This is a genomic window from Yeguia hominis (genome assembly GCF_014384705.1).
GTDB classification, from domain to species: Bacteria; Bacillota; Clostridia; order Oscillospirales; family Acutalibacteraceae; genus Yeguia; species Yeguia hominis.
Genome location: NZ_JACRSN010000017.1, coordinates 57,247 through 74,189, shown reverse-complemented (window position 1 = coordinate 74,189; position 16,943 = coordinate 57,247). Strand labels below are relative to the sequence as shown.

16 protein-coding genes and 1 pseudogene are annotated in these 16,943 nt (G+C 49.0%); all 17 read right to left on the bottom strand.

Annotation, left to right across the window (positions count from 1 at the left end; all coding sequences use genetic code 11):
• Window positions 1–350: recombinase family protein (locus IAG03_RS10920; protein WP_346726136.1), on the bottom strand; the 350-nt coding region annotated here is incomplete at its 3' end.
• 74 nt (window positions 351–424) lie between these two features.
• A pseudogene (locus IAG03_RS10915) lies at window positions 425–931 on the bottom strand (type IV secretory system conjugative DNA transfer family protein); the annotation flags it as partial.
• Window positions 918–1,115: a hypothetical protein gene (locus IAG03_RS10910; protein WP_249320062.1), complete on the bottom strand. Its 198-nt coding sequence runs from the start codon at window positions 1,113–1,115 to the stop codon at window positions 918–920. The gene IAG03_RS10910 and the pseudogene IAG03_RS10915, both read right to left, overlap by 14 nt.
• A 15-nt stretch (window positions 1,116–1,130) precedes the next feature.
• On the bottom strand, window positions 1,131–1,994 hold the full coding sequence (locus IAG03_RS10905) for a hypothetical protein (RefSeq protein WP_249320061.1): 864 nt from the start codon (window positions 1,992–1,994) through the stop codon (window positions 1,131–1,133).
• 6 nt (window positions 1,995–2,000) lie between these two features.
• Window positions 2,001–2,813, bottom strand: coding sequence for a PcfB family protein (locus IAG03_RS10900; RefSeq protein WP_249320060.1), 813 nt, complete (start codon window positions 2,811–2,813; stop codon window positions 2,001–2,003).
• Window positions 2,755–4,230 (bottom strand): relaxase/mobilization nuclease domain-containing protein, encoded by a 1,476-nt coding sequence (locus IAG03_RS10895; RefSeq protein ID WP_430472457.1) that lies wholly within the window; start codon window positions 4,228–4,230, stop codon window positions 2,755–2,757. The genes IAG03_RS10900 and IAG03_RS10895 overlap by 59 nt, the downstream gene beginning before the upstream one ends.
• Window positions 4,170–4,499 carry a plasmid mobilization protein gene (locus IAG03_RS10890; RefSeq protein ID WP_249320059.1) on the bottom strand — a complete coding sequence of 110 codons (330 nt, stop codon included), beginning with the start codon at window positions 4,497–4,499 and terminating at the stop codon, window positions 4,170–4,172. The genes IAG03_RS10895 and IAG03_RS10890 overlap by 61 nt, the downstream gene beginning before the upstream one ends.
• Window positions 4,500–4,702: 203 nt before the next feature.
• The gene (locus IAG03_RS10880) at window positions 4,703–4,996 is read right to left on the bottom strand and encodes a hypothetical protein (protein WP_249320058.1); all 294 of its coding nucleotides are present in this window, start codon (window positions 4,994–4,996) and stop codon (window positions 4,703–4,705) included.
• A 73-nt stretch (window positions 4,997–5,069) separates the two neighbouring features.
• Window positions 5,070–6,050 carry a DUF3991 and TOPRIM domain-containing protein gene (locus IAG03_RS10875; RefSeq protein ID WP_249320057.1) on the bottom strand — a complete coding sequence of 327 codons (981 nt, stop codon included), beginning with the start codon at window positions 6,048–6,050 and terminating at the stop codon, window positions 5,070–5,072.
• A 110-nt stretch (window positions 6,051–6,160) separates the two neighbouring features.
• Complete coding sequence (locus IAG03_RS10870; RefSeq protein ID WP_249320056.1) at window positions 6,161–6,490, bottom strand: DUF6664 family protein; 330 nt, start codon at window positions 6,488–6,490, stop codon at window positions 6,161–6,163.
• Between the two features lie 77 nt (window positions 6,491–6,567).
• Window positions 6,568–12,771, bottom strand: a complete 6,204-nt coding sequence (locus tag IAG03_RS10865; protein ID WP_249320063.1) for an LPD25 domain-containing protein — start codon at window positions 12,769–12,771, stop codon at window positions 6,568–6,570.
• Window positions 12,772–13,427: 656 nt separating this feature from the next.
• Window positions 13,428–13,781 (bottom strand): TnpV protein, encoded by a 354-nt coding sequence (locus tag IAG03_RS10860; RefSeq protein ID WP_249320055.1) that lies wholly within the window; start codon window positions 13,779–13,781, stop codon window positions 13,428–13,430.
• Window positions 13,782–14,662: 881 nt separating this feature from the next.
• Window positions 14,663–14,872 carry a hypothetical protein gene (locus IAG03_RS10855; protein ID WP_249320054.1) on the bottom strand — a complete coding sequence of 70 codons (210 nt, stop codon included), beginning with the start codon at window positions 14,870–14,872 and terminating at the stop codon, window positions 14,663–14,665.
• 14 nt (window positions 14,873–14,886) lie between these two features.
• Window positions 14,887–15,585 carry a hypothetical protein gene (locus IAG03_RS10850; RefSeq protein WP_249320053.1) on the bottom strand — a complete coding sequence of 233 codons (699 nt, stop codon included), beginning with the start codon at window positions 15,583–15,585 and terminating at the stop codon, window positions 14,887–14,889.
• A 1-nt stretch (window position 15,586) separates the two neighbouring features.
• Entirely contained in the window at window positions 15,587–16,189 is a 603-nt protein-coding gene (locus IAG03_RS10845; RefSeq protein WP_249320052.1) for a hypothetical protein, read from the bottom strand.
• A gap of 128 nt (window positions 16,190–16,317) precedes the next feature.
• Window positions 16,318–16,587, bottom strand: a complete 270-nt coding sequence (locus IAG03_RS10840; RefSeq protein WP_249320051.1) for a hypothetical protein — start codon at window positions 16,585–16,587, stop codon at window positions 16,318–16,320.
• 8 nt (window positions 16,588–16,595) lie between these two features.
• A complete protein-coding gene (locus tag IAG03_RS10835) occupies window positions 16,596–16,898 on the bottom strand; it encodes a hypothetical protein (protein WP_249320050.1) in 303 nt (100 codons plus the stop codon).
• Between the last annotated feature and the right edge of the window lie 45 nt (window positions 16,899–16,943).

Below are 16,943 nucleotides of genomic sequence, written 5' to 3'. Positions count from 1 at the left end.
TTATTGATTGCGATAAAGCGTATCTGCTTCTTGGGGAACAGAATCTCGGTATAAAAGCCAACTTCAAGATAGTTTCTGCCGAAACGGCTCATATCCTTGACGATAATCGTGCCGATTTTCCCGGCTTCGGCTTCTGCAAGCATTGCCTGAAATCCGGGACGGTTGAAGTTACGCCCTGTGTAACCGTCATCGGTAAAATGCTTGATATTTTTCATACCGCTTTTACGGGCAAAATCTTCGAGAAATCTCTTTTGATTTAGTATCGAGTTCGATTCGCCCTGCTGCTCATCATCCTTAGACAGCCTTTCATAGAGGGCTGTAACTCTATCAAAATCCCTGATTTTAGGCACTTTCTGACCTCCTTTCCGTTTTTTATTCGCAGCTATATTCAATGGACTGCTTGCAATATATATCCTAAAACTTCTTTTCCGTTTGGGTCAAGCACCACAAAAGAGGTGTTGCATTGCATAGCGTTAGGCTTACAGAAAAAGCGTGTTTTGCCTGCACCAGAGCCGCCGCAGACTAAGATATTGAGATTTCGGCGGTGCTTTTTCCCGTCCAGACCAATGCGGACATTCTGGGTCAGCAGCTTGTTCTCGGACGGGTCTTTATCCCGATACTTTTTGTTCAGCGCATCGGCGTTGCCCCATTTTGCAGAGCCGTGTTCCTCACGCCTGCGGTAGTTCCTGCGTGTGGAGAAATAAATGCCGATAGCCATACCGTATGCGGCTAAAAAAATAAGGACAGTCTTTACGCTGTCCTCACATACGGTTATGGCAAAGGGACTTCCCATAGCATCGGTCAGTCCTCGGATGATTTCTACAATGCCGCCGCCCACATAAGGGGCGGTCAGCAGAGCAAGCCACACGACAGGAATGACGCCGCAGGCGGAAAGAATTAGGCTCGTCTTTTTGTCGTTATCGTTCCTCATTGCACCTGCAATGCACGACCTTGAATTTCTTTGTCGGGGCGTGTGCTACCTTGCTAATCAGCTCGTCAACAGGCTCGGTGGGGCGTTCCTCCTGTAACTGCCGTGTACGCAGGGTGTTAAGCGCATTGATAACGATATTTTTATCGTACTTATCAAGTGCAATATGGTATCGTTCTTCTCTCATAAGCTGTACCTCCGTTTATCGTTCCTGCTCCTTGCTTTTGGCAGGCTTGTTTTTCTCCATACTCTTATACATTTCGCTCTGGATTTCACCCAGAACATCACGCATAGAGCCAAGCTCTCCCTTGAAAGCCTGCGTATCCGTTTCCGCAAGCTCTTTCGGAAGTCTGGAGAAATTAAAGCCTCTGGTGTCAACGCCGTAGCGGGAGCTTACCATATACGCCACGCAGTAGGATTTGAACTCGGACGCTTCTCGGCTTTCGTTATGCTTAAAGTCAAAAACCGCCGCTGACACTTCCTTTGCCATACTCACGAAAAGCTGTTCCTCGTTAAGACCCGTGCGGATAAAAATACTCTGCTGTTCGCTGTCGTAGTAGGCAGGCATTTCAAGGTCTGCAACAGGTACAAAAGGCACGGGGCTTGCGTCAATGAGTGCCGACACAAGCTCACGCATAGATTTCTTTTCCTGTGCTTCCTGTCTGTCCTTTGCAGAGGTTTCGGAAATGTCATAGACCTCTTTGGCGTTGTAGCCGACCGCCTTAGAGCCGTCCTCACGGGTGTACTCCTTGCTCGGCTCAAGGATAACGACTTTCTGTGCGTCCTTATTCACATAGACACGGCTCTGCTTCCAAGCGGCTTTTTCTTTAAGCTGCGTTGCTTCTGGCATCTGTGCCGATACCAGAATGGCATTGTTTACTGAATAGCGGTCAAACCGTCCCTGCACATCAAGATACTGACGGAAGCTGTCGCCGCTGCTCATCATTTCGGAGCAGGTGTTGTCAATCAGCTCATAGGCTTCTTTTCGCTGCGCCTGCTTCTGGGCAGCCCATTGTTCTTTGTCGAACGGTTTACTGCCGCCGCTGAATACATCATAGATACTCATACTTGTTTACCTCGCTTCTTTGGATTTTTTGTGTTTCCTTTTTCTCTGGGGCTGTTTGTGTTCGGTCTTGCCGTTGGCACTCTTAGCCCTGTCGGAAGCTCCGCTTTTGTCCAGGGCGGAAGTGCCTTTGTCCGCTTCCTGTTCTTTGCGGCTCTCCTTGATTTTCCGCAGTTCCTCTTTGACGGAAGGTTTCTCTTTAGTCATAGTAGCCCCCTCTGCGGATTTGCGTTGCTTCTCTGAGATAGGCTCGGACTGAGGGGATTTTTCGGTCTTTGCCACCGAGGGGTTTGGGGCGTTTTCCTCCTTGCCGACAGGCTTACCCATAAGCTCGTCAAGCAGCTTGTCCTTTTCTGCCTTTTCGGGTGTTGTGATTTCTGGCTCTGGCTGTCCGTTCTTTTCGTCTTTGGATTTCTCCGCTTCGGTTACGATAGAAGCGGTGTCCACCGATGCAAGGTTGAAGCGCTCCACGATACGGCTGATTTTCGATGCGTCCTCCGCACGGGCGATAACATCTACCTCTGCATTAGGGTCGTTATTCTTGCGGTCTGCAAGGACGCAATAAAGAACGCCGTATTTTTTGGCTTCCTGCGTGAATGTTTTGAGGTCGTCGTTTTTCACGGTAAAGACCTTCAGCTCTTTTCCAGAGCGAAGCATTGAGGAAAGCCGTGCCTTGCCTTTGGTTTTCTTTTCTTCTTTCAGAATGGAATACAGCAGGATGGCGATATTTTTCGCTCCTGCGCCTGTGATTTTTGCAGCGACCTCAAAGCCCTCCAAGCTCATTCGGACGATTTGTTCTGCCGCTTCGCCGCCTGTGTTCATTTTTCGTCAGCTCCTTTCTTTGCTGTTCTTGTTCATCTGCCCGTATCGCTGCGAGTTTTTCTTTAAGGGTGTCGCTACGGGCGGCGATACCCTCGCAAAGTTTAACCTCCTTTCGCAGAATACTAAGGCGTTTGGAAATATCGGATAGCTCTGCCTTGACCTGTGATTTGGTGTCCTCGTCCTTTGCGGAACGGGATTTGGAGTAAAGCTCCTTGCGCTTTTCAAGCAAGGCGGACACTTCCGTTTCCAACGAGCCTTTGTATGACAAAAGCTGCTGTGCCGTATCAATGTGATTCCGACAAAGCAGCCTTGTTTCTTTTGCTATGGCTTCCATTTTCATAAGGTCGTCCTTTAACAGATAATGAAGCCGAGCGTAATTCTGTTTTTTGTTCTTAGGCAGGATACCGAGCTTGTAGCAGTAATGAAGATACAGTCCCCGCAAGCCGCCGATTTTCTTAATATCCGAAAGCGACCCCTTGACCCGATAGACCTTGACCTGCTTCGGTGTGTCGGTAAATCGGTCAAACCTTACGGCATAAGAGTTCTGGCTGATACGCTCCGTTATTCTGTCGTTGGTATAATCCTCTCCGAGCTTATAGAGCCGCTTCGGTCTTTGCCAGCCCTTTCCGATAATCGTCCAATATTTGCGGTTGGGGTCAAAGCTCACACGGTAGCCCATCTCCGCCATAATGCGGTCAAAGTCTTTCAGCGTGTAGGACTGTGCAATGGCTTCATCAACCGCCTGCCTTGCGACATTATCTCTTGTGGGTCGCCCTTGCTTTTCCGCTTGGTAAAGAGCATAGGGCTTTTTCTTGCCGCTTGGGTGTTCAATAACGGACAGAGCATACTCACGGCAAAGCTCATCGGAGCGCTGACGGAGCAGCCGCAAATTTGCTTTGTTGTCGTGATAGTGCTTGCCATCCACAAAGGAAACGGAGTTTACTACAAAGTGGTTATGCAGACACTCGGTGTTGAGGTGGGTAGCAACAATGACTTGAAATCTGTCGCCCCACATTCTCTCGGCAAGTCTGACCCCGACCTCGTGCGCCTGCTCTGGCGTGACCTCGCCAGACTTGAAGCTCTGGAAGCCGTGATAACAAACAATCTTGCTTGTATCGTTCCATTGGGCTTTAGCAATCATCATTTCATCTCTGGCGGTTGTCGGGTCGCAGTTTACGCCCGTGACAAAGAAACGCTGCTCGGTCTTATCCTTATTGGTGGCGTACTCCATTACATCGACCATAGCCTGTAAATCAGCTTCGGTGTATTTGGGGTTGGCGGTCTTTTCGGGATTTTCTGCGTAGTCAATCGGGTGGTCGAGCCTGCCACGCACATCCCATATCTCGCAGACCGCCATTAAGATACCTTGCGGGGCAGCAGATACCTCTTTCGGATTTCGATTTGAAACTCGTGCCATTTCCTTGCTTCCTCTCGGAGCATCGGTGCGTCGATAAAACCGAGGGCGTTTGCTTTAACCACAAGCTGATTGATACGGTTGCCGATAGCCGACAGCTCACGCATCATTTTATAGAACTCTGGGTCGGGCTTCTCACACAGGCGGTATCCCTTTACCGTTTCTCTGAGGAATGCTTCTTTTGATCGACCCGATTTTCGCACAAGCTCGTTAAGCTGCTCGGCTTCTTCCTCAGTCAGACGGAAAAGTATCTGCACATTTCGTTTTCGCATTTTTCACTTCCTCTCTCTCGGACAGACGGTTTATCTGCAAGCAGCACATAATCGCAACGCCCGTCAGCCCGCCGAGCATTATGCCGATGATGAAAAATATAAACTCATTCATTCTCAAACTCCTTTCTGTTTTCACGGGGTATTAGGGGCAGCCCCCTAACAAGCGAATTTGGTTAGCCAAATTCAGTGCTTGGTAAGACATATCATTCTTCGCACCCGTCCGCATACAGACATTCTCCGCACACAGGGCAGAAGTACGGACAGTCCGAACAATCATCTTCTTCGGACAATTCTTCCTTATCGGTATCGTCAAGACCGTCCTCGCTATGCTCGGTAATATCGGCTTCACCGCAGACAAAATCCTCATCGGAAAACTCGATAAGGTCGGTATCAAAGAGAATGATTTTGACTTTCTCCGCCGCCTGTTCGGGGCTGTCGGCGCAAACGGAAACGGTCTTTTCATAGTGGGCGGTAAGGGTCACATCATAGTTTTTCAATCGTCATTTCCTCACTTTCGTTCTTAAATTTAGGGTCGGTTTGGCTGTGTTTTTCAGAAAACCTGCTGCACAATCAACGGACATCACTCCCTTCACGAACGGGCTTTTGCCTTGAGAGTCCCAGATAGGACATTAAAAAATCGTTGACATCCTTGCCGACAGGCGGCGGAGAATCAACGATTTCATAGTCCCTTTTCAGTAATTCGGTTAAGGCGGCAGTACACAGCCTGCCTGTTTTGTCATTGTCAAGATGCAGAACAACGGTCTTGATTTGCGGATTTTCTTTGAGATAAGTGGACAGCGCAATGGGAACTTTGCTCTCGTGCAGCTCCTTTTTGGGCTGATATACCCCCGACAAAGAGAGCAGATTTTGTGTCCGATAGTCCTTGCCCTCGCATTTAAGGTAGGTTGCATAGGACAGTAAATCAATGGCTGCTTCAAATAAATGCACCGTGTTTATTGGCTCTTTTGCAAGCAGTCGGAACGAATATCGCTTGTCACTTCCCGAAGCGTCCTGCTTAAAGGGGCTTCCGAGCGTACTGCGCAGAGCGGCATACTTTGGCGTTCCGCTTTTATCCTTGCCCACAAAAACGGCATTGTGATAATCAGCGCTTTCGTAAATCGTGCCGTCTGCAATGCACTCCTGTATGAGCTGATAATCTATACCACGCCTGAAAAGATACTGCATTACTCGGTTACAGTCCTTGTTTTTCGGCGGCAATAGCAGAACTTTCGGCTCGTCTTTTTTCGGCGTTTGCGGCGGTGTCCATTCAACCGCACCGCCCGTCAGCGCTTCGACGGCTTCGACAAATCCGTAATCCTTGACCTTGATAAGATAGTCAAGGGCGGAAACACCGCCGATACCTCTCGACCACCAATACCATTTGCCATTGGAAATCTTTAAGCTGTCGTGTTCTCTGGTGCAGTAAACGCTGCCGCCGACACGCACCAGATTGTTCGGCTCATAAGCTCTGAGATAGGAGAGCAAGTCCATTTGCCGTGCCTGTTCGATAACCGCAGAGTCAAGCTGCACATAGGGTCTGCTGCTTTTCATTCAATCAAATCACCTCCAGAAATAGAAAAAGCCGAGGGATTTCCGTTCGGTGAAAACCACTCGGCTATATAAAAGCGGCATCAGCTTTTCGCCAATGCCGCCGTTCTCGGTTATAAAATGCCTGCCTTTTTCAGATACCCCACGCTGTCATAGCAGCCTCGGAAATAAATAGCTTCCTGCTGCATATCGCAGAGCCTCGCCCGAAGCTCCAGAATTTCTATCAGCACCGTACATTCCTGCTCGGATAAATCGCTTGATTTCTCCGTATCGAACACCGCCATTACTTTCGGATACTGCCTGTAAAGGCTCTCTATCTTTTCCTCTATGGAACGGTATTCGGAATTGGTTTCTCTCAGCTTGGATATGACGGAGCTTAGATATTCCTCGAAAATATTGCTGTGCGCATCGACAAAGGTTTCAAATTTGAAATTATCAAGCACGGTTTTCACCTCCGATTTAATACTTCTTGTACCTATTATACTTCCCCAAAAAGGTCATTACAAATATACAAACAGCATTATCTCTCTCGATTTGCACATTTTCTTTCGGGTTGTTCCTCGCTCTGGTCTGGCTCAGTATCCATAACGGAACGGTCTTTCTCATTCAGATTAAGCTCGATATTGAGAGCGTTCAGCCGTTCCGTCTTTTCCCGCAGCTCATCTTCAAAGGCGAAAGGCTTTTCAACCTCTGCTTTTGCGGTTTGTAGCTGCTCGACGGTTTCCGTCCGCTTTGTCTTTGCAACCTCCAATTTTACAGGGATTTTCGCAAGTTCATTTTCAATTCGGGTCAGATTGCCGAGCGCATCGCTGCCCAATTCTACCTTGTGCTTTGCCTTTCCGCAAAGGTTTAGGCAGTAATGGGTGTTGAGCGTATCATAATAAACCTCCATTCTAAAACCACGGTAGCTGCCGATTTCCACGGGATTGGCAAGAGTATTTTCCTTACAGACGGCAAGGAGCATTTCGCCTGCGGCTGCTTTTTCGGTAAAGGTCACGCCTTTTATGGTCATCGGGCAGAATTTATCCTCGCCCTGCGGCTTGTGCTGCTCGGCAAGTGCCGTGTCGCTTTCGTAGCCTGCAATGCGTTCCTCATACTCCTTTATGGTCTGCGGATAGAATTTGAGTATCCTGTCCTCAAGGTCGTAATGCTCGGACAGATAGCTTTGTTTGAGTACACGCAGCTTCGATACCTGTATATCCAAGTCCATTTTCTCCTTGAAACGCTCATCGCCTGTGGCAAGCATTTTGACCTCGGCAAAGGACAGCGCAACCTCGTCCACATCTTCGGCAGAACGGACGGGGCTTTTGCTCGTCATTATCTGGCTGATAAATTTCTGCTTGCTCTCTACCAACTGATAGAGGTAGGCGTCAAAGGTCTGCTCAGTAACATAGCGATAGACCTCAACCTCTGGGAACATATTGCCTTGCCGTTCAATACGCCCTTGCCGCTGTTCAAGGTCGCTCGGTCGCCACGGACAGTCTAAATTATGAATGGCTTTGAGTCTGTCCTGCACATTCGTACCTGCTCCCATTTTAGGAGTAGAGCCTAAAAGAACACGCACTTCACCGCTTCTGACCTTTGCAAACAGCTCCTTTTTCTGTGCATCGGTGGTCGCTTCGTGAATAAAGCGTATCTGCTCCGCAGGGATACCCCTGTCGGTCAACTTTGTTCGTATATCGTCATAAACATTGAAAGTGCCGTCGTTTTTGGGCGTTGACAGGTCGCAGAATACAAGCTGTGTCGCCCGTGTATCGGCGTTTTCCGTCCAGATACGGTACACATTATCCACGCAGGCGTTGACCTTGCTGTTTTCAAAGTCTGGCAGCATCGGGTCGATAAGCCTTTGGTCGAGTGCCAATTTTCGCCCGTCATTCGTGATTTTCAGCATATTGTCGATATACGGCTCTACAAGTCTGTCACGGACTTTCTCGGCTCTCTTTGCGAGGGAAGCAACCATTTCCGTTTGAATTTCGCTCGGAGCGACCTTGATATTACGATAATTGACCTTTGGCACGGGGAGCTTCAGCATATCGGCGGTCTGAATGTCGGCTACCTCACGGAACATCTGCATCAGCTCTGGCAGGTTGTGAAACTTGGCAAATCTTGTTTTCGGGCGGTAGCTTGACCCCTCTGGGGCAAGCTCCAGAGCCGTTATGGTTTCTCCGAAAGTAGAAGCCCAACTGTCAAAATGCTGTAAGCCGTTTTGTACCAGAGTGTCGTACTGCAAATATCTCTGCACCGAGTACAGCTCTACCATAGAATTGCTGACGGGCGTACCCGTTGCGAAAATCGTCCCTCGGTTGCCCGTGATTTCGTCCAGATAGCGGCACTTCATAAAGAGGTCGCTTGACTTCTGGGCTTCGGTCTGGGCAATGCCGCCCACTCTGCGCATCTTGGTATAGAGGTATAAATTCTTGTAAAAATGGCTCTCATCAATGAACAGACGGTCAACGCCGAGCTGTTCAAAGTCGATTACAGTATCCTTGCGCTTGGTGTCATTGAGTTTGTCGAGCTTTGCCTTGATACTCTTGCGGGTTTTCATAAGCTGCTTGACCGTGAATTGTTCGCCTTTGGAAGCCTGCACATCTTCGATACCTCGTTCTATATCAAAGAGCTGTTTTTCCAACTGCATTTTCTGGCGTTCCACGCTCATCGGGATTTTTTCAAACTGACTGTGTCCGATGATGACTGCATCGTAGTCGCCCGTGGCAATGCGTCCGCAGAACTTCTTGCGGTTGCCCGTTTCAAAATCCTGCTTGGTCGTAACAAGGATATTGGCGCTCGGATAGAGCCGCAGATATTCGGAAGCCCACTGACCGACAAGATGATTGGGAACTACAAACATTGATTTCTGGCAAAGTCCGAGCCGCTTGCTTTCCTGTGCGGCGGCTACCATTTCAAAGGTCTTGCCTGCGCCTACCTTGTGGGCAAGGAGCGTATTGCCGCCGTAAAGGATATGAGCAATAGCGTTTACTTGGTGCGGTCTTAATGTGATTTCTGGGCTGATGCCGCCGAAGGTGATATGGCTGCCGTCATACTCACGGGGACGGATACAGTTAAAAGTGTCATTGTAATAGCGAACAAGGCGGTTTCGCCGTTCTGGGTCTTTCCATATCCAATCCGCAAACGCCTGCTTGGTAGCTTCCTGCTTTGCCTGTGTTGCCGTCGTTTCCTTTGCGTTGAACACCGCTTTTTTGTTGCCGTGTTCATCATACACATAGTCAAAGATGCGAACATCACGCAGGTTCAGAGTATCCTCAATAATGCGGTAGGCGGAAGCCCTCTTTGTACCGTAGGTGCTGTTTGCCTTGACATTATCGAAGTCGGAGCTTTTGTCCTCAATAAACCAATCGCCGTTAAACTCGGTGTAGCGCACCTTGATTTTTCCTCTGGCGTACTGCGACGGAGTAAGCAGCTCCATAACAAACTGCTGAATATCCTCCTGCGGTATCCAAGTCGTTCCCAGACGGACGGAGATTTCGGCAGCGGACAGGTCTTTCGGAATGACCTGTTTTAAGGCTTCCACATTGACCGCAAGCTCTGGGTCGTCCTTTGCCGCCGCCTGTGCAATAATGAGCTTTGTGCGGACATTACCCGACAGATACTCGTCTGCGGCTGCATAGGAAACAGGCTCGGAGTTCGGCACTTTGAAGATAACGCCGTGCAAATCCTTGACAAGCTCATCCTGCGTTTTGCCCGTAAGCTGTTCCATATAGGGCAAATCAACACGGGCTTTCTCTCCGATGGATAGGGCGAGGGCTTCGCTTGATGTTTCAACCGAGGTTACTTCACGATGCGGCTTGATAGTCCGCTTTGTAAACATATCCGCTTTCCGCTTGAAATTGCCTTCATCATCAAGCACTTCCAGAGAACACAAAAGAAAATAGCTCTCGTCGGACGCAAAGGCAAGATAATTGCCTCGGCTGTTGATAAGACCGTATTTCTCGGTATAGCTGTCGTACAGGCGGTTTAGGTTTTCCTGCTCGGTGCGTATCATTTCCTCTGGATAATCCTCGGTCTGATACTCAATGAGCCTGCGCACACAATCCCGTATTTCTATAAGTCCCTTGATACGGTTTTCCGCCGTCATTGATACAGTGGCAGGGGTCATACGGTCATTCTCTCGGAAATAAACCTTGCTGTCTATCAGAGCGAATGAAAAGTTGCGTACATTCGGGTCGGCGGGAATGGATGTGTCCTGTTCGTCGGAGATTTGGTCTATCTCATTATCAAGCTCTGTGATTTCGCCGTTTATCCTTTGAACGGCATCGTGAAGCAGCTCGGACAGAGATTTATCCTCATAGGCTTTGCAGGCAGGCTCTGATTTCCCGAAGCGTGTACTTTCAAGCCGCATTTGTCCAAGCACCATTTCGGGGTGCTGAACAAAATAGCTGTTCATCGTAACACCGTTCTCGTCTGTGTCCAGATAAACCCAATCTGGCTCAACATCAATTACACGGTCACGCTTTTGCAGAATGAGAATATCGCTTGTGACCTCTGTGCCTGCGTTGGCACGGAAAGTGTTGTCTGGCAGACGGATTGCGCCCAACAGCTCGGCTCTTTGAGCAATATACTTTCTTACCTCTGGGCTTGCTTTGTCCATTGTTCCCTTAGAGGTAATGAACATCACAACGCCGCCGGCACGGACTTTATCAAGCGCCTTTGCGAAAAAGTAATCGTGTATGAGGAACTTCTGGGCGTTGTAGCGGCTGTCGTTTACACGGATTTCTCCGAAAGGCACATTGCCGATAACCACATCAAAATGGTCATCTGGGAGCTTTGTTTTCTCAAAGCCCTCTATGGCAATATTGGCTTTCTGGTAGAGCTGCTTTGCTATTTTGCCTGTCAGCGGGTCTAACTCTACACCGTGGAGCTTTGAGCCTGCCATACTTTCGGGCAGCAAACCGAAGAAATTGCCTGTGCCGCAGGACGGCTCCAAGATGTTGCCCTGTGAGAAGCCCAAGCGGTCGAGCGCTTCATACATTGCCTTGATAACAACGGGCGGCGTATAAAAGGCGGTCAGCGTTGACTCCATAGCGGCGTTGTATTCCTCTGGGGATAGGCTCGCATACAGCTCCTTAAACTCGTCAGCCCAAGCCGCATTGTGTTCGTCAAACACCATAGACAAACCGCCCCAACCGACATACCGAGATAGGATTTCCTGTTCTTCGGGTGTGGCAAGGCGGTTTTCGATTTCAAGCTCGTGCAAAAGATTGATAGCCGCCATATTGTTGCGGAATTTTTCCTTTGCTCCGCCTACGCCGAGCGTGTCATCGGTAATGCGGAAATTATGACGGTCAGCAGATAAAACGGCTGGAGCTTCCGTCTTTTCTTCGGTCGGCAATTCGGCTTTTGCCTGTTCCAAAAGGCTTTGGATATAGCCGATTTTCTCCACTCGGTTAATCGGGAAGCCTGTGCTGTTCTGGAAAGTGATGTCACGCAGGGACACATCGCCGCTTATCCTGCCGACGCTCTCCACAACATATTTGCGGTTGTCTATCGTGATTTCCTTGCCGATAAGGTCGGCGTTGTCCTGTGTGGGAACGGGATCTAAACCTTGTTTAGCCCGTTCCACATACAGCCATTCCTCGGCTTCCTTGTCGGCAACCGCTTTCTTGACTGCTGCCAAGCCCTCATTTGCCGCATCCTCTGTGGGATAGGTCAGAATTTTGCCGTAATCATCGGCGTAATATTTCTCTCGGATATTATCCCAGATGGCATAAACATCTTCGGGGTCGGGGAAGGCATCCGAGGTCATTAAAATCTCAAAGCGTTCCTCTTGCGGCTCGGATTCATATTCCGAAGCAACCTTTTCCGCATAGGCAATCATCTCATCTGCCGCAGACGGTCGTTCTGGTTCTTTGGCTTTCCTGTACCAGTCGCTTTCGGTAACCATAATCTCAGAAAGGAGCTTTTCGTCCTCTGGCGTCAACTCGGTATTCTGCTCCAAGAACGGGATAAATACATCACGCCCCAAGCGCAGACTTTCCATCCGTTCTCGGTAATAATCCTCGCCCTGTCGCTTCCATTCGGGGATAAACGGGCATTGCGGCGACAGGCAGTAATCATAATAATTCTTGATATGGGCGATAAGGTCGCCCTCGCCGTCGCCAATATCAAAGCGTCCCTCATAGTGAAAGTCCTCGCCGCCGACGGTAGCAGTAATCTCAAAATCCGTCTTGTGATACCAACCGATTTCCTTGCTTTCACGCTCTCGGTGCTGCTTTTCGTCCAGAACACCAAGCAGCTTGTTTCCGAGGGCAAAGCTCAAATCCGTATAGCGGTCATTAAGCTGCCTGTCGTAAAAAGCAGGGTGTTCGGAAAAGCCGATAGAAAACTGTATTCCGTCTGGGTTTTTCTCGGACGGTGCTTCTGTCCGCTGCTTCTCGGTCACGACAACTTTCAGATGGTCGTTTGCGGGATTTTCCTTGAGTTTTTTCTCAAAATCCTCTCGGCTGTATTCCTTGCCGAACAACGGAAACTCTGCATTTCGGAGCGATACGGCGTTTTCGTCAAAATCTGTGATTTCGTATTTGTCTGCACCGATATACACCACATCGCCCTCATTGTAGAGATAGCGAAGCGGATACAGCTCCCGCAATTCCTCGGAAAATTTCCACGCATTGCTGCGGCTGAAAACCGATGTCGTTTTCCATTGTATCTGGGTAAGAAAATCAAGGAGCTGTTGAACGGTGGCTGGGTCGGACAAGTGCTGTTCCATTTGCTCAGCCGTAACATCGGCAAGGTCGGAACGCTCCACATTGGATAACAGGTCTTTTTCGTACCCGTCCAAGTCACGGATAAAGTCCGACAGACGCAGGGCAAGAGTATCTCGTTTGTCGGCAGGCGGCAGGTCACGATGAGCGTCAATAAAACGCTGCCTTGCCATTTTCCTTTGGGCGTCAACCTCATATTGGGGAGCTGACACGCTCTCCAGATAATCGGCATAATGGTCTTTTTCTTTCGGATTGAGATAGCGGTTTGCCTTTATCAGCTCACGCAGCCGCTTTTCAACCTTAGACCAACTGAGCCGCAAGTCTGGGTTTGTATATGACCCGTGCTTTTCAATGCCGATACCTTTGCCGTCGTGCCATTCGCCGCCGTTTGTTCCGTCGGGGTAAAGGTGCGTTCCGCCGCCTGTACCGTATTCCTTTTTGAGAAAAGCGATATTACTTTTACTGTCCTCGTATTTCTGAAACTGACGGTAGATACGGTATTTCCCGTCTTGAAAGCCGCTTCCTCTTGTCAGAACAGAGTCAATATCTTCCTGTGAAACAGCAAAAGCAGAGGATTTTTCGTCCTCTGCTTCGGCTATCATTTCGATTTGTTCCTCTACGGTGGGAAGATTGACCTTGACCTCATCGGCATTGGCAATGCTTACTTGTAAATCAGCTCGGTCATAATCACTTTCTCCGCTTGGCTGCGGATGTTGTTCATTCTCTGTACCCACTGCATCGGGGCTTTCTCTTTCAGTTCCTCCGTTACGCCCTGTTCGGCTGAAAGCTGCTTCGTCAGAAGCTCCAACCTCTGGAGTGCTGTCTGTTCGGTCTGATACAGATGCTCGTTCAGTTTGCCCGATGTCAGCAGATTGAGATAGGTCACTCGCTTGTGCTGCTCCAGATAGCTCCTGTGCATCTGTGCGTATCTGCCAAGCGGAATTTCTTGCTCGGTCGGTAATGTCAGGTCGGGAATAAGATAATCGCCCTGCCTGCTGTAAGTGATTGCGTTCATTATTTTCGCTCCTTTCGGGTTGTATTCTGCCTTTATTATATTGGCTTTTGCTTTCTGGTACAAAGGTGCGATTTGCGTCTTTCTCTGCGATTTGCAGATTTTGTATCGCAAGAGAAATTTCCTTTAGCGCCATTTCGGAAATGTCGCTTGTGGCAATGCCGAGGGCGTTAATAGTCGCAGGCGTATTGAAATTGATAATGCCCTCAAAATCCTCTCGGTCAAAATGCTCGTTTGCATCCAGACCGCAACGGCTCATCAGCATAAATGCAACGCTGTTTGTTACCAAACGCCTGTAACAGACCTCGACATTAAGGTCGTCCAATTCCTCCAAGAAGCTATCCCTTGTGAAGCCTTTGAGCTGAGAGAAATAGTCTTGCAGATTATCCTCAACGGCGTTCTTTGCCGTTTCTGTTAGGGCAGAAGCAAGGTCGGTGCTTTCCGTATTACCAAACCTGTCGGAGAGCCTTTCGATAACAGCCTGCTCGTATCGTCCGTTCATCTGCCATATCGGGACGGGGCGGCTGCCGTAATATCCGTCGTGCGTGTCCGAAACATCAAAATAATATTTAAGGGTATTCCTGCGACCCTTCGGGTCGAAAACGGCAATGCCCTTACTGTCTTTGTTTACCCAACGCTTAAACCGCTTGTTCCAAGTGTCAAGCTCTGCGACGGCGATAGCGTCGGGGCGTTGTGCATAGATTAAAAGCTGTTCATCAAAGCGGCATTTATAGTTGCGGCAAGCAGCAGCTAAAAAGCTCTGCCACGCCTGCGGATTTTTTGCAACTGTAATACCTGTGCGCCGATACAGCTCCGTAATTAGCTGATACTTCGCAGCCATTGAATTTGCACCTCCTTATTTCGTTTTCCTTATTCGGTCTTTCTTACTCATCGGCAGCACCGCCGAGAAAGGAAATGACCTTGCTTGCTTTAATGCTCTTTTGCAGGTCATTGATAATGGCAATGTCCGCAACCGTGATACCCTGCATAGAGAGAATATCGTCCATAGTCATAGCGGAAATTGCTTTTTCATCGGTAAAGCCTGCTTCCAAAACCTTGTTCAAGACCTTGACGGCTTTCTGATTAACAGCCATATCGCAATCCTCCTTTATCGTTCATAGTCGTTTTTCCTCGGCACTTTCTGGGGCGGCTGCTCCGCCTGTTTCGGCTCGTAGGTCGCTCCATTCTGCTGCATACGCTCGGCAAACTCGCAGATATGAAAAATATTGTTGCCGACCTCGGTATGACATTCATCTATAAAGCGGCAGGAATATTCTCGCTTTTCTCCCCAAGAGTTCGTTACGATTATCCTGCCGCCGTCTGGGATACGGAACAGCTCTTTATAGTTCGGGTCAATAAATCGGATACCTTGCTCAGCTTTTTGAATGTGCTTATCAAGCCATTCCTTTACAAAGCAGTAGCAATAAAAATTGTAGTCGCCCCTTGTGGGGTTGCAGCGCAGCAGATATGCGTGTTTTTCTGTATCCACACGGAAACCGTATTCCGTGCAATAGCACCCCTTAAAGGCGCTATCTGCATACTGCCTTGCATACGCACTCATATCGGAACGGCTTTTCAGCAGTCCGTATTTATCGGAGCGCAGAGCGTTGATAACCTCGTCAAATTCCGCCTTGAACTCGTCCGTTTTCCATTGTGTTCGGGTGTCCGTCCAAGTGGTATAAAAGCCGTATCCAGAGCTGTCAAAATCGCCACGCAGATGACCGATATTGGCGGTCTGTCCCTCAAGCTGCATACTCTGAGCATAGGTGTATTTCTGCTCGGCAGGAGTTAAAGCTCGTATCTCCATATCAGCGTTCCTCCCGACTTTTCTGCTTTTTCTCTTTTTCCTGCGCCTTGATTTTAGCAAGCGCTTCCTTCGCCCAATCGGGCATACATTCGGGCTTGATTTCGCCAAGCACATCGTACCTTTCCCATCTGGCTTGTTCGCCTGTGGCAAGGCAAGTGCCGAACACCGCCCGACCTCTGCCGCCGATAGCTCCGTTTCCTCCTTCAGCCAACACAAGCTGATAGGCGGGATGCCGATACTCATAGCGTTTCGGCTCGGAATTGATAACAACGACCTTTCCAACAATGTTACGCATACCGTCATCGGGGATACAATGCTCCTTTGTAAACACGGTCTTGTCAAAGGGAAATTTGGCAAGCTCCTCTTTGGTGCGGTCAATCTGCGATTGTACTCGGTCAACAAAAATCTGCATTGCTTCCAGATAATCGTCCGAAGCCACACCCTCTGTCGGCCACGCCGCTGACAGAGGGTTGTGGTAATCGCAGCAGCACACCATAAAGGGATACGGGTCTTTTTCATCTGCGCCGAACACGACCTCTTTATCTCCGATATAGATGCTCTGGATAATCTCGTAATCACCGAGCTTTCTCATTTCCTCACTCATTCGGCTGCTCCTTTCGTTCTTTTTTCTCTTTCTGCTCGTCTAAAATCTTTTGGATACAGACATCGCAGAAAATAACTGACCCGTCCTTATATCGGGGGTAAGGACAGGTCTTGCAGTCATATACCTTTTTATCGCTCACGGTCATCACGGCTTTTCTGGCTTCTATCGGGCTGATTGTAGGGCATACGGCACTCCCGCCGATAGCGTTCATTCAGCTTCTTCCTTGCTTCGGACAACTGATTGCAGTAATATCCCCAGAAATAATCCGAGCCGTTTTTGCAGTACCAACACACATAGGGGTTGGGGGCTTTGGCGTTATGACCGATAACAAGCTCATTACTCCCGATAGTATGGCTTTCTATGATTTCATAACCGCTGTTTATCCGTTTTTCCTCCATTTTGCACCTCATTCCTTTGCGTATTTGCGATACGCCTTTTCGCCTGCGGCACGAAGCCGCCTTACACGGGCGTTTCCCATAAGCTCTGGATATTGTGCCTGTAATTTGCGGCGTGTCCTGCCGACACTCTCAAAGCTCGGCAGTCCCAGATATTTATACTGAGCCATTACCTCGGCAAAGGGCATAGCCCCTGTATCTTTTAGACAGCCGTTGCAGACTTTCAAATACAGCAGCATATCGTCGTTTCGTGCTTCCTTGTCCTTTTGCAGAACGGCTCTGACCTTGCCCTCAATGGTTTTGAGATTTCTCATAGATTTACCTCCATAAACAGCAAAGGGGCGGCTTTTTCAGCCGCC

Excerpts from the sequence above, each read along its gene's own strand:
- IAG03_RS10875 (WP_249320057.1), bottom strand. The coding sequence starts at position 6,050 with ATGAAAAGCAGCAGACCCTATGTGCAGCTTGACTCTGCGGTTATCGAA.
- IAG03_RS10835 (WP_249320050.1), bottom strand. The coding sequence starts at position 16,898 with ATGAGAAATCTCAAAACCATTGAGGGCAAGGTCAGAGCCGTTCTGCAA.
- IAG03_RS10850 (WP_249320053.1), bottom strand. The coding sequence starts at position 15,585 with ATGGAGATACGAGCTTTAACTCCTGCCGAGCAGAAATACACCTATGCT.
- IAG03_RS10860 (WP_249320055.1), bottom strand. The coding sequence starts at position 13,781 with ATGAACGCAATCACTTACAGCAGGCAGGGCGATTATCTTATTCCCGAC.
- IAG03_RS10855 (WP_249320054.1), bottom strand. The coding sequence starts at position 14,872 with ATGGCTGTTAATCAGAAAGCCGTCAAGGTCTTGAACAAGGTTTTGGAA.
- IAG03_RS10890 (WP_249320059.1), bottom strand. The coding sequence starts at position 4,499 with ATGCGAAAACGAAATGTGCAGATACTTTTCCGTCTGACTGAGGAAGAA.
- IAG03_RS10840 (WP_249320051.1), bottom strand. The coding sequence starts at position 16,587 with ATGGAGGAAAAACGGATAAACAGCGGTTATGAAATCATAGAAAGCCAT.
- IAG03_RS10900 (WP_249320060.1), bottom strand. The coding sequence starts at position 2,813 with ATGAACACAGGCGGCGAAGCGGCAGAACAAATCGTCCGAATGAGCTTG.
- IAG03_RS10905 (WP_249320061.1), bottom strand. The coding sequence starts at position 1,994 with ATGAGTATCTATGATGTATTCAGCGGCGGCAGTAAACCGTTCGACAAA.
- IAG03_RS10895 (WP_430472457.1), bottom strand. The coding sequence starts at position 4,230 with ATGGCACGAGTTTCAAATCGAAATCCGAAAGAGGTATCTGCTGCCCCG.
- IAG03_RS10865 (WP_249320063.1), bottom strand. The coding sequence starts at position 12,771 with ATGGAACAGCACTTGTCCGACCCAGCCACCGTTCAACAGCTCCTTGAT.
- IAG03_RS10910 (WP_249320062.1), bottom strand. The coding sequence starts at position 1,115 with ATGAGAGAAGAACGATACCATATTGCACTTGATAAGTACGATAAAAAT.
- IAG03_RS10845 (WP_249320052.1), bottom strand. The coding sequence starts at position 16,189 with ATGAGTGAGGAAATGAGAAAGCTCGGTGATTACGAGATTATCCAGAGC.